Annotated in this window: 10 protein-coding genes; 9 read left to right on the top strand and 1 reads right to left on the bottom strand. The window is 61.6% G+C overall.

Annotation, left to right across the window (positions count from 1 at the left end; translation table 11 throughout):
• The first annotated feature begins 91 nt into the window (after window positions 1-91).
• From ACFPN2_RS16170 to ACFPN2_RS16145, 6 genes are all read left to right on the top strand, one after another.
• A complete protein-coding gene (locus ACFPN2_RS16170; protein WP_380598271.1) occupies window positions 92-970 on the top strand; it encodes a sensor domain-containing diguanylate cyclase in 879 nt (292 codons plus the stop codon).
• Between the two features lie 129 nt (window positions 971-1,099).
• Window positions 1,100-2,662 (top strand): amino acid permease, encoded by a 1,563-nt coding sequence (locus ACFPN2_RS16165; RefSeq protein ID WP_380598269.1) that lies wholly within the window; start codon window positions 1,100-1,102, stop codon window positions 2,660-2,662.
• Complete coding sequence (locus ACFPN2_RS16160; RefSeq protein ID WP_380598267.1) at window positions 2,659-4,029, top strand: glutamine synthetase family protein; 1,371 nt, start codon at window positions 2,659-2,661, stop codon at window positions 4,027-4,029. The genes ACFPN2_RS16165 and ACFPN2_RS16160 overlap by 4 nt, the downstream gene beginning before the upstream one ends.
• 662 nt (window positions 4,030-4,691) lie before the next feature.
• Complete coding sequence (locus ACFPN2_RS16155) at window positions 4,692-6,074, top strand: aldehyde dehydrogenase family protein (RefSeq protein WP_380598265.1); 1,383 nt, start codon at window positions 4,692-4,694, stop codon at window positions 6,072-6,074.
• 11 nt (window positions 6,075-6,085) lie between these two features.
• Entirely contained in the window at window positions 6,086-7,258 is a 1,173-nt protein-coding gene (locus ACFPN2_RS16150; protein WP_380598263.1) for an iron-containing alcohol dehydrogenase, read from the top strand.
• Window positions 7,259-7,310: 52 nt separating this feature from the next.
• Window positions 7,311-7,688 carry a DUF2845 domain-containing protein gene (locus ACFPN2_RS16145; RefSeq protein WP_380598261.1) on the top strand — a complete coding sequence of 126 codons (378 nt, stop codon included), beginning with the start codon at window positions 7,311-7,313 and terminating at the stop codon, window positions 7,686-7,688.
• On the opposite strand, the gene ACFPN2_RS16140 is transcribed toward ACFPN2_RS16145, so the two are convergent.
• Window positions 7,670-9,037, bottom strand: coding sequence for an MATE family efflux transporter (locus tag ACFPN2_RS16140; protein ID WP_380598259.1), 1,368 nt, complete (start codon window positions 9,035-9,037; stop codon window positions 7,670-7,672). The genes ACFPN2_RS16145 and ACFPN2_RS16140 overlap by 19 nt on opposite strands.
• A gap of 146 nt (window positions 9,038-9,183) precedes the next feature.
• Here ACFPN2_RS16140 and ACFPN2_RS16135 point away from each other — a divergent pair, with 146 nt between their 5' ends.
• From ACFPN2_RS16135 to hemH, 3 genes are all read left to right on the top strand, one after another.
• Window positions 9,184-10,461: an acetyl-CoA C-acetyltransferase gene (locus ACFPN2_RS16135; RefSeq protein ID WP_380598257.1), complete on the top strand. Its 1,278-nt coding sequence runs from the start codon at window positions 9,184-9,186 to the stop codon at window positions 10,459-10,461.
• Window positions 10,462-11,037: 576 nt separating this feature from the next.
• The gene (locus ACFPN2_RS16130) at window positions 11,038-11,586 is read left to right on the top strand and encodes a PEP-CTERM sorting domain-containing protein (RefSeq protein ID WP_380598255.1); all 549 of its coding nucleotides are present in this window, start codon (window positions 11,038-11,040) and stop codon (window positions 11,584-11,586) included.
• 227 nt (window positions 11,587-11,813) lie between these two features.
• On the top strand, window positions 11,814-12,830 hold the full coding sequence (gene hemH, locus ACFPN2_RS16125; protein ID WP_380598253.1) for a ferrochelatase: 1,017 nt from the start codon (window positions 11,814-11,816) through the stop codon (window positions 12,828-12,830).
• Window positions 12,831-12,835: the final 5 nt, after the last annotated feature.

Here is a 12,835-nt window from a genome sequence, read left to right as displayed (position 1 = left end):
GTGAATGACAGTTGGCGCATCGTAAAGTCTGATACCGCCAGCGCGGCCGGTGTGCTTTGATTGTCCCGTTCGATGCGTTGCTGGGAGATCCGTGGAGCCGACGACCGTCTTCGATCCTGAGCTGGTAACCGCGTATCTGTCGATCGGAGTGGTCGCAGCCCTGGCACTGACGGTTATTGCCGCTTTGGCGCGCACCCTGGTCCTGCACGGCCGCCTGGCCCGGCGCACCCGGGAGCTGGAGATCGAGCTGGCGCAACGCCAGCGAGCCGAAGCGCAACTGCAGGCAACCCATGACGAGTTGGAGAATCGGGTCCGCGAGCGCACCCGCGCGCTGGAAACGCGCAATGAGGAGCTGAGCCGTCTGCGCTTGGCACTGGAAACCGCGAATCGACGCCTCCGCCACCTGGTGGCCGCCGACCCCCTCACCGGCATCGCCAACCGCCGTCATTTCGATCGGACCCTGGATCGCGAAGTGCGCCGTGCCCGTCGCGAACAGCGGCCGCTGTCCTTGATCTTCCTAGACCTCGACGAATTCAAGCACTTCAACGACACCTACGGTCACGCCCATGGCGACGAGGTGTTGCGCCGGGTGGCCCGCACCTTGGATGAGAGTTTCCGGCGCGGCGGCGATCTGGTTGCCCGATACGGCGGCGAAGAGTTCGCGGTCGTCCTGCCCGGCGTGGATGCTCACCGCGCCGGCCTGTATGCGGAGCGCCTGCGCCGCCGGATCTGGCGGCTGGCCATCTCCAGCGGGACCGGCGAATCCGCTGAACGCATCACCATCAGCGGCGGCGTCGCCGCCATCGCGCCCGGCAGCCCCGGCTTCCACGATACAGCACCCGATGTATTGCTGCGGGCGGCCGATCAGGCGCTCTATCGAGCCAAATGCCAGGGAAGGAACCGCATCGCCATGGCCAATGCACCAGTAGCGACCAGCGCCGAGCGCCCTGTCGTCGAGCTCGCGTCCTAATCTTTCCCTGCCTTGCGTTATCCCCATCCGGTCGGCGTATAGTCGATTCGTCGCATTCATCCTCGATAACAACAGTTACAAGGAATGTGGGTCGCGAGCGATTGGCATTCCTTTGGAAGGGAGAATCGCATGACAGATAAGAAGACGGTTGGCGGCGTGACCTATCAGAACGCCGGCAAGGATTACTTCGAGAAACGCGGGCTACGGCGCCACGCGAGAGTCTGGTCGTTATGGGCGCTGGGTGTCGGCGCTGTCATCTCGGGTCATTTCTCCGGCTGGAATTTCGGCATCGGCGCCGGCGGCTGGGGCGGGCTGTTCATCGCGGCCATCATCATCGCCATCATGTATCTGGGGCTGATCTTCAGCCTGGCCGAAATGTCGCCCGCGCTGCCTCACACCGGCGGCGCCTATTCGTTCGCCCGCAGCGCCATGGGGCCGTGGGGCGGGTTCATCACCGGCCTGGCGGAGAGCATCGAATACATCATGACGCCGGCGGTCATCGTGTTCTTCATCGGCTCGTATCTCACTGGCATCTTTGAAACTCCAGCCGCGTATCAACCGTTGTGGTGGATCGGTTGTTATCTGGTGTTCGTGCTGCTCAATTACGCGGGCGTGGAGCTGTCATTCAAGATTTCCGTCGTCGTCACGGTGATGGCACTGGCAGTGCTGGTGGTGTTCTGGGTCAGCGCGATTCCGCACGCGGACTTTTCGCGCTGGGCGTTGAATATCGCCGCCGGCCCCGACGGCAAGCCGATGGAGCTGGCACAAGGCGGCGGTGCATTCCTGCCCTTCGGTTGGAAAGGCGTGCTCGCGGCCCTGCCCTTCGCCGTGTGGTTGTTTCTCGCGATCGAGGAATTGCCGCTCGCCGCCGAAGAGTCGGTCGATCCCAAACAGGACATGCCGAAAGGATTGATCTTCGGCATGTTCACGCTGATCATTTCGGCGCTGATGATCATGCTGCTGAATGCCTCCATCGGCTCCGCCGACGAAGGCAAGCTGCATGGCGCCTATTCGCTGGCGACTTCCGCCGAGCCGTTGCTCGATGGCTTCCGCGTGATATTCGCCGGCGACATCGCGAAGCTGCTGGCGCTGTTGGCGGTGATCGGCCTGATCGCCAGTTTCCATACGATCATCTTCGCGTTCGGTCGACAGATCTATTCCCTGTCACGCGCCGGCTATTACCCGGCGGCGATGTCGATCACCCACGGCTCGCGCAAGACTCCGCACATCGCGTTGTTCACCGGTGCCGCCATCGGTCTCGCTGTGATCCTCGCAGTGTGGTTCTCGCGCGGCGCGGAGAAAGGCGGCGCAATCATTGGCGCGACCTTGCTGAACATGGCGGTGTTCGGCGCGATGATTTCTTACGCGTTCCAGGGCATCTCGTTCATCCTGTTACGCAGGAACATGCCGAACATCGAGCGGCCTTATCGCAGCCCGCTCGGCGTTCCCGGCGCGGCGGCGACGGTCGTGATCGCCATCGTCACGTTGTACTTCCAGCTGCAGGATCCGGTGTATCGCGCTGGCGTGTATTCGGCGCTGGCCTGGTATGTCGCGGGCGTTCTGTACTTTGCTTTTGTGGGTCGTCACAAACTCGTGCTGTCGCCCGAGGAGGAATTCGCGATGACAGGTGGGCAGCACGGCCATCCCGAACGCGAAGGTTACGGCACCACCAAGGTTGACACCGCATCATGATGGAACCTCGCCAGGTCAAGAGCGCTGCCGACGCCAAAGCCATCGTCGAGCAGCGCGGTCTGTCGCACGTCAAAGTCGGCGTGTTCGATATCGACGGCATCATGCGCGGCAAATACATGTCACGCGCGAAGTTCATCTCGGCCTTGGAGACCGGCTACGGGTTTTGCGATGTGGTGCTCGGGTGGGATTGTCAGGACCAGCTCTATGACAATGTGAAGTTCACCGGTTGGCACACGGGGTATCCCGACGCACCGGTGCGCATCCTTCCGGACACGTGTCGGCCGCTGCCATTTGAAGATAACAATCTGTTTTTTCTGAGTGAGTTCACCGGTCAGGCGGAACAAATTTGTCCGCGCGGCGTGCTTCGACGCGTGCTCGACAAGGCCGCGAAGCTCGGCTTTCAACCGTACGCCGGCTTCGAATACGAAGTGTTCTTCTTCGACGAAACGCCCGAGTCGGTGCGCGCCAAGCACTATCGAGATTTGAAGCCGATGGCGCCGGGGTGGTTTGGGTATTCCGTCATTCGCAATTCGACCGCGTCGGAGTTCTATCGTCAGATGCTCGCGACCTGCGAGACCATGGACTTCGGCATCGAAGGGCTGCATGAAGAAACCGGCCCCGGCGTGATCGAAGCCGCAATCGCTTTCGACGCGGCCTTGCCGTCGGCTGACAAGGCGGCGCTGTTCAAGACGTTTGTGAAAGTGCTCGCTCAGCGCAACAACATGATGGCGACTTTCATGGCGAAGTGGTCGCGCGATTGGCCGGGGCAGAGCGGTCACATTCACTTGTCGCTCAAAGATGGTGACGGTAAGCCGGTGTTTTACGACGCTGATCAGCCGCATCAGATGAGTCAGACGATGCGTTACTTCGTCGGCGGTCTTCAGCAGTTGATGCCGGAGTTGCTTGCGATGGTGGCGCCGACGGTCAACTCCTATACGCGCTTGATCCCGGGCTTCTGGGCACCCACGGATTCGACTGTTGGCGTCGAGAATAGAACGTGCGCGTTGCGCGTTATTCCAGGGAGCGCGAAATCACAACGCGTGGAGTATCGAGTCGCGGCGGCGGATGCGAATCCGTACATCATTCTCGCCGCGGCCCTCGGGTCGGGGTTGTACGGCATCGAACATCGCATCGAACCGGAGCCCTTGGTCGAAGGCAACGCTTACGACCACAAATTCCCGGAGCGCCTGGCGCTGCCACGGACACTGTGGGATTCCGCCCAACGCTTGAAACAATCGCGCATGGCACGCGAATACTTCGGCGACGCCTTCGTCGACCACTTCGCCGCCACCCGCGAATGGGAAGAACGCGAGTTCCGCAAGCACATCACGGACTGGGAGCTGTCGCGGTACTTCGAGATCATCTGACGCGAAGATCGCGGCACCGGCCTTCGGCCGGGCCGCTGCTTCCGAGGAAGATTACTTCGCTGGACCGCGATCGGATGCCGTTTTAGGGAACGCCATGGCCCGATCGTAGGCTCGGGTCGCCGCTTTAATCGAAGCATGGCGCCGGCCGTAGGCTCGGGTCGCCGCTTCAACGGAAGCATGGTGCCAGCCGCAGGCCCGGGTCGCTGATTTAATGGAAGCATGGCGCCGGCCGCAGGTGCGGACCGCCGCTTCAATGGAACATGGTGCCAGCCGCAGGTTCGGGTCGCTGATTTAATGGAAGCATGGCGCGGGCCGCAGGCTCGGGTCGCCGCTTCAATGGAAGCATGCTGCCAGCCGCAGATTCGGGGCGCTGTATTGATGGAAGCGTGGCGCCGGCCGGGGCTACGATCGCCGCTTCAATGGAAACATGGTGCCAGCCGCAGGCTCGGGTCGCTGCAGGTGATGGATGCATGGTACTGGCTGTAGGTCGGGGCGCCTGCTCAAAGAAGTCACGGCGTGCGGGCCACAGGTTGGCTCTTTGAAGGACGTGGCGCGCCGCCTGAAGATGATCGCTCTAAAGGACAACCGTGGCGCCCGGCCGAAGGGCGGGTCGCCAACTTAGCCCGGCCGAAGGCTCGGGCAGTGCAGCTTCGGATGACGACATGCAAAAGACGATTAGTCCTATTGATGGCCGTGTCTACGTAGAGCTGGAATTGGCGACGCCAGCGGTCATAGACGAAGCGCTCGACCGCGCTCGCGTCGCGCGGCGCGAATGGAAGGCAACGCCGGTTGCGGAGCGAGCAAAGATCCTCTCCCGCTTCTGCGACCTCTTCGAAATTCAGCGAGCGGACATCGCCACTGAGCTGACGTGGCAAATGGGTCGCCCCATCCGCTACTCACCGAGCGAAGTCAACGGCACGCTCGAACGCGCGCGTCACATGATCTCTATCGCTCCGCAAGCGCTCGCCGACATCGACGCCGGGCGGAAGGAAAACTTTACGCGCTTCGTTCGCAGAGAACCGCTCGGCGTCGTGCTCACGATCGCTGCCTGGAATTATCCGTACCTCATCGCCGTCAACAGCATCGTCCCCGCATTGATGGCCGGCAACGCAGTGATCCTGAAACATTCCGCACAGACCCCGCTCTGCGCCGAACGATTCGCAAAGTGTCTCAAGGCGGCCGGCCTGCCCGAAGGCGTATTTCAAGTCCTTCACCTCAGCCACGCCGACACAGAGAAGATCATTCGCGACAAACGCATCGACTTCGTCGCATTCACCGGCTCAGTGGCCGGCGGACACGCCGTGCAACGCGCGGCGGCGGAACGCTTCATTGGCGTGGGCTTGGAACTGGGCGGATGCGATCCGGTGTACGTAAGGCACGATGCCGACCTCCCGCACGCCATAGAGAACGTCGTCGATGGCGCCTACTTCAACAGCGGGCAATCCTGCTGTGGCCTACAAAGGATCTACGTTCACGAGCGCGTGTACGACACCTTCGTCGAAGGCTTCATCGATCTCACCAACAAATATGTGCTCGGCAACCCATTAGAGCAGACCACCACACTCGGTCCAGTAATCCGAACCGCCGCCGCGGATGCGATCCGTCAGCAGATCGCCGCATCGATCAGCGCCGGCGCAAAGCCCGCCATCGACGAAGCGAAATTCACTGACAGCAAACCCGGCACACCCTACCTCGCCCCTCAAGCCCTGCTGAACGTCGACCACTCGATGACCGTCATGCGCGAGGAAATTTTCGGCCCGGTCGCCGGTCTGATGAAGGTGAGCTCGGACGAGCAGGCCATCGCACTGATGAACGACACGGTATTCGGTTTGACCGCCGCGATCTGGACGCGCGACGAAGGCGCGGCGCTGTCGATTGGCGATCGTATCGACACCGGCACGTGGTTCATGAATCGTTGCGATTATCTCGACCCGGCGCTCGCCTGGGTAGGCGTGAAGGACTCGGGCCGCGGCTGCACGCTGTCAGTCGTCGGTTACGAACATCTCACTCGACCCAAGTCATTCCACTTGCGCACGCGCACTTGAAGGAACACATCATGGCTTCGTTACGCGGCAACTGGAACTATCCCACCGCCGTACGCTTCGGCCCCGGCCGTATCGCCGAATTGCCGGACGCATGCAAATCATTAAACATGAAACGTCCGCTGCTCGTCACGGACGCCGCGTTGGCGAAGCTGCCGATGATCGACAACGCCGTCGCCGCCTGTAAGGCCGCGGGGCTCGAGTGCGAAGTGTTCAGCGACGTACAAGCGAATCCGGTGGAGTCGAACGTCACGAATGGAGTGAATGCATACCGCAGCGGTTCGCACGATGGTGTGATTGCGTTCGGCGGCGGCAGCGCACTGGACACCGGCAAGGCCGTCGCGTTGATGGTGGGCCAAACCCGTCCGATCTGGGACTTCGAAGATCGCGAGGATTGGTTCACGCGAGTGAATGTTTCAGGCATGGCGCCAACGGTGGCAGTGCCGACCACGTCCGGCACAGGCTCCGAAGTCGGACGCGCATCCGTGATCACCGACGTGCGCGATCACACCAAGAAGATCATTTTTCATCCGAAGATGTTGCCGTCCATCGTGATTGCCGATCCCGAACTGACGTTGGGCCTGCCCGCGAAAGTCACCGCGGCGGTCGGCATGGACGCGCTATCTCACAATCTAGAAGCGTACTGTTCGCCTTCGTATCATCCGTTGGCGGAAGGCATTGCGCTGGAAGGCATGCGCCTGGTCCACGATTATCTGGCAACCGCCGTGCGCGACGGCAGCGACATCGAAGCCCGCTCGCAAATGATGGCCGCGTCGCTGATGGGCGCGACCGCGTTTCAGAAGGGGCTGGGCGCGATGCATAGCCTGAGTCATCCGTGCTCGGCGAACCTGAACACGCATCATGGCCTGACCAATGCCGTCGTCATGCCTTATGTCCTGTCATGGAATCGTCCGGCGCTGACCGCGAAGATGCAGCGCCTGGCCGCCTACCTGAACCTGCCTCAGCAGTCGTTCAACGGCGTGCTGGACTGGATCCTGGAATTGCGAAATACCATCGGTGTTCCGGATACATTGTCGGAGCTGGGCGTTACATCAGAGCATGCACAGGCGTTTGCGCAACAGGCGTTCGACGACCCTTCCACCGGCGGCAATCCGATCCCGGTGACGGTCGCTGATTTTGCTCAGTTGTATCGGAACTGCATCGAGGGCAAGCTCAACACAGTGTGAATTCAGCCATGATTCATTGGCAATTCATACGCCGAGAGGCATAGTGAAGATCATGCGTATCCCACTGCTCATTGGTTTGACGGTCGTTGCGGGCGCGCTCGCGGCGCCGGCGCATGCCGACGGTATGCGTTGTGGCAGCCGTTTGATCCGCGACGGAGATGCGCGCTCCGAAGTACGGGCGTTTTGCGGCGAGCCCGCCGACGTGCAGACGCGCACCATCCTGCGTCGACCGACCTACACCGTCGGCGGCCGGATTTTTTATTCCGGCGACGGGCTGATCGAAATCCCGGTGGAAACCTGGACGTACAATTTCGGCCCGAACAAGCTGATGCGCCGGGTGAAATTCATCGATGGCGTGGTCGATGAGGTGGAGACGCTGGGCTACGGCTACAACGATCCGCAGCGTGGCACCTACAACTCCGGAAGCTGATTTCTCAATCGCGACTTGGTCACCGACCAGTAGCGAGCCAGCAGCAGCGCCGCGCTGATCGTCAGTCCGACGTTCAGTCCGACCCACACCAGTCTCGGTCCTTCGCCACGGTACACGCCGTAGTAATAGGCGAAGGTGAACCCAACCACCCAGTACGAAAAGATGCACAGGGCCATGGGAATGGTCGTGTCCTTGAAGCCGCGCAGCGCGCCCGCCGCGCCGACCTGCACACCATCGGAAAACTGAAACAGCGCAGCCATCAATAGCAGACTGGCCGCCAGCTCGCGCACCGGCACGTCGCGTGTGTACAGTGCCGCGATGTGATCGTTGAACAACAAAATCACAATCGCTGACACGGTCATCACGATCGCGCACATCCCCACGCCGATCAGACCCGCATTGCGAGCACCGACCAGATCGCCACGTCCCAGCGTATGGCCGACATGAATGGTCGTGGCCGAGCTGATCGCCAACGGCACCATGAACATGAAGGCAGCGTAGTTCAGCGCGATTTGATGTCCGGCCGCAGTGACCGCACCCATGCCGCCCATCATCAACGCCGCCGCTACAAACAAACCGCCTTCGGCAAGGATGCTGCCGGCAATGGGCGCGCCGATGCGAGTCAGCTCTCGGAGCACCGGCCAGTTAGGCGGATCGATACGCGCGAAAAAGTTGAAAGGTCGATAAGCGCGATGCAAGCGTACGTGTAGAAACATCGCGAAGAACATCAGCCACATCGAGATCGCAGTGGCGACGCCGCAGCCCACCGCGCCCAACGCGGGCGCGCCGAACTTGCCGTACATGAAGATCCAGTTACCAATGACGTTCGCGGTCAGGCCGAGGAAGCCCGAGAACATGATGGGCTTGGTGCGACCGAGCCCTTCGCTCATATAACGCAGCGAGAAGAACGCGAGCAGGCCCGGCATTCCCCAGCTGATGGCGTGAATGTATCCAACCGCCACTGGCAGCACGTCCTTGCCGATCCCGATCGCCGGCAGGAACCAATCCGCCTGTTGCATGCCCAGGAACAACAGGATTGAAAGCGCCAGCACCAGCCACCATGACTGACGGGCATAGGACGTCACTTTGTACGTATCGTTGGCGCCATAGGCGTGCGCAACCGACGGCGAAGTCGCCATCAGCAAACCGAAGCCCACAAACATGAAAAGGTTGAAACTGGCGGCGCCGATCGCCAGCCCGCCCAGATCGACGGCACCCAGTTGGCCCGCCATCACGGTGTCGGCGAACGCCATGCCGGTGATCGAGAGGTTATTACCTAGCAGTGGGCCGCCGAGCGCGACAATAGCGCGGGCGTCCACGACCAGGCGGTCGCGGCTGTGAATACTCATGTGGCTGAAACCGCCAGCGTTGGCGGGAACTGTGGGCCGCACAGCGTACGGACTTCGGGTCGCCGCGCCAACAGCGATCCTCAACTATATTCGGGCGATCACGGCTGGCATGCTTGCCACCTTCGTTGCCCGTCACTGGAGCCATCATGCTCGTAGGTTCGTCGATTCGACGCGTCGCCATCATCGGCGGCACGCGCATTCCCTTCGCGCGCTCGATGGGCGTGTTCGCCGAGGCCAGCAATCAGGAAATGCTCACCGCCTCGCTGAAAGGCCTGGTGGAGAAATTCAACCTGCGCGGTGAAGTGCTCGGCGATGTCGGCGCCGGCGCGGTGCTCAAGCATTCCAAGGACTTCAACCTGACGCGCGAGAGCGTGCTCGATAGCGGTCTCGCGCCAGAAACGCCCGCGTTCGATCTGCAGCGCGCCTGTGGGACCAGTCTCGATACTGCCATCGTGCTCGGTTTGAAAATCGCAGTCGGACAGATCGACTCCGCCATCGCCGCGGGCGTCGACACGGCCAGCGATGTTCCGATCGTCTATCCCACCTCGTATCGCAAATTGCTTCTGCGCAGTGCGCGCGGCAAATCGCTCGGCGAACGGCTTTCACCGTGGTCGAGTTTTCGTCCGAGCTTCCTCAAGCCACAACTGCCCGGCGTGAGCGAGCCTCGCACCGGCATGTCGATGGGACAGCACTGCGAAAAGATGGCTCAGACCTGGCAGATCCCGCGCGCCGATCAAGATCAATTGGCATTCGAGAGTCATCGCAAGGCCGGCGCGGCGTGGGATGAAGGCTTTTATGACGACCTGGTGGTGCCGTTCCGCGGCTTGAAGCAGGACAACAACATTCGTCGCGATACTTCGATCGAGAAGCTCGCGAAGCTCAAGCCCTCGTTCGCGGCCAACGGCACATTGACCGCCGGCAACTCGACGCCGATGACCGATGGCTCGGCCGCGGTGCTGCTCGCGAGCGAAGAATGGGCGAAGGCGCGCGGACTGCCGGTGCTCGCGTATCTCACATACGGCAAGTACGCGGCGGTCGATTTCGTGCAGAAGGAAGGACTGCTGATGGCGCCCGCCTATGCGGTGCCTCGCATGCTCGCGGATGCCAAGTTGACGCTGCAGGACTTCGACATCTACGAAATCCACGAAGCGTTCGAGGCGCAGGTGCTCTGTACGCTCAAAGCCTGGGAGTCGGCGGAGTTCTGCCGCGACCGGCTGGGTCTCAGCGCGCCGCTGGGAAGCATCGACCGGAGCAAGATGAATCTGAAAGGCGGCAGTGTCGCCATCGGCCATCCCTTCGCGGCCACGGGCGCACGCATCATCGCCACTCTGGCCAAGCAACTCGCTCAGCGCGGCGGCGGCCGCGGACTCATCTCCGTATGCACGGCGGGCGGCATGGGTGTCACCGCAATTATCGAACGCTAATCCCGATCAAAATGGAGGCGGTCGGCAGGCTCTGATGGAAGATGCCTGCCGACCGCCGTCCGGACCGATCCTGGAATAAGTTAAACCAGTGCTCAGTCCCCTGCGCGAGGTGCCGCGATCCCGGGGAGGGGGCAGTAACGAATCGCGACACTTCGAGCAATCAATCAGAGAAAGGCCGGTGGCGGAAAGGCCGACCTGTAGCAATCAGGGATTAGAAAAAGAAGTGAAGGCGTCCTTGCCCGGTTGCATGCCCCGACCATGCGGGTCCTTGTGAAGACATCCTTAATCACATGCACGCAGATCCTATGAGGTATAGCGACAAACCGAGGTAAATACCCTCACAGCGGCACCCGACTGTTTCGCAATAGTGCATGTGACGGATGCGGCAGTTTTACTTATTCCCGTAAACATATATGTGCCGATACGTCGGGCTGTATTACAGGGCATTCATCACTGCCCTTGCACCGCACCCTCCCCGACCCGCTAGTGCACTGACACAAAAGGAAAAAGATGCTCGTGGCACAGCGGTTGCTTTATCTACATCGCGTGCCACAAACGCCCACAGGAATTTTTCAGATGAACCGATTTTTTGCTCTCGTGCTGCTCGCCTTCGGGTTTGCTGGCGCCGCTCGTGCCGACTACATCCCCGCCACCTGGGTCGATGTGGCCACCGACGCGAACAACGTGTACATCGGCGAGCGCCAGTCGTTCACCTATACCCACAACCTGAACGACACCGGCTTCCGCCCGCTGACCGACCTGATCACCAGCTTCCACCTGTCGATCAACCTGGCCGATGACCAGCGCAACGATGCCTACGAGCTGGCGTTCGTGGACATCCCGGGCTTCACCGGCGATTCCTTCGTCAGCCGCTTCGGCCTCGCCGGCGAAGAGTACGGCGGCTTCTCGATCCTCGGCCTGCTGCAGCTGAATGCGCTGGGTACCCTGACGGTCACGATCAACTCCATCTTCGGCGACTTCAACCTGGTCAACTCGACCATCACCGCGCAGGGCCTGCGCCAGGTCGCCAACGTGCCGGAGCCGGGTGCTCTGGGCCTGCTGGGCGTCGGCCTGGTCGGCATCGCGCTGAGCAAGCGCCGTCGCAAGCAGGCTGCTCAGGCCTGATCGACGACTAACCAATCCTGGTGGGAAGGCCCCGCTTCGGCGGGGCTTTTCTTTTCTATCGGTCGGGATCGGGCTCCTGCCACGACCCTCCCGGCGAGGCGGCAAAAGGCGTGACTTTTGCCGCTCGCCCGCCACCTGCGGCGGCGGGGTACATCCATGTACCCGATCTCTCCCATCGCAAGGCTCAATTAGTGAATCAGGGTCGCGGGTCATTAAACTTGCGCCCCATGGTTCATTACCTCGGCGATTCCTCTCACCAAGATGGCGGCTCCAACCGCATCGGTGTGCTGCTGGCCAACCTCGGCACGCCCGACGGCCCCGATCCGTCCTCGGTCCGGCGCTTCCTGGCTGAATTTCTATGGGACCCGCGCGTCGTCGAGGCGCCGCGGCTGATCTGGTGGCTGGCTCTGCACGGCGTGATTCTGCGAATTCGCCCGTCGAAGAGCGCTCACGCCTATCAACAGATCTGGACGCCCGAAGGCTCACCCTTGCTCGTGTACAGCTCCGCCCTGGCCAAACGCATCGGCGAAGCCCTCGAGCCGCGCTGGAATGCGCCTGTCGCGCTCGGCATGAGTTACGGCTCACCATCCATTCCCCAGGCACTGGACGAACTGCGACGCCAAGGCGCCACGCGCATCGTCGTTCTACCGCTGTACCCGCAGTACTCGGGAACGACGACGGCATCCGTATTCGATCGCGTCACTCGGCACCTGCAACGTTGGCGCTGGGTGCCGGAGCTGCGCTTCATCGGCAGCTATCACGACGACGCCGGTTATATCGATGCTCTCACCGCCAGCATCGATCACCACTGGCGCACGCACGAAAAGAATCATTTGTTGTTTTCTTTCCATGGCATTCCGAAACGCTACGTCACCTCGGGCGATCCGTATTACAGCCAGTGCATGCAGACCGCGCGCCTGGTCGCCGAGCGACTTTCGCTGAGCGACAAGGAGTGGAGCGTGAGCTTCCAATCGCAAGTCGGCAGAGAGGAATGGCTGCGGCCCTACACCGACGAACGTTTGCTCGAGTACGCGCGCAGCGGGCCGAAGAAAGTCACATTGGTATGCCCGGGCTTCGCCACAGACTGTCTGGAAACGCTCGAAGAGATCGCGCTTCGCAATCGACAATTGTTTCTCGACGCCGGGGGCGAAGCTTACGACTACGTCCCCTCGCTGAACGCCAGCGACGCGCACGTCGTCGCGCTGACTCGTCTGCTCGAGCAACACCTGCAGGGCTGGGCATAGCAGCG

This window comes from Steroidobacter flavus, from assembly GCF_042651805.1.
Taxonomy (GTDB): Bacteria; Pseudomonadota; Gammaproteobacteria; order Steroidobacterales; family Steroidobacteraceae; genus Steroidobacter; species Steroidobacter flavus.
The sequence above is the reverse complement of the archived record's forward strand: the minus strand, read 5'-3'. Positions and strand labels throughout refer to the sequence as shown.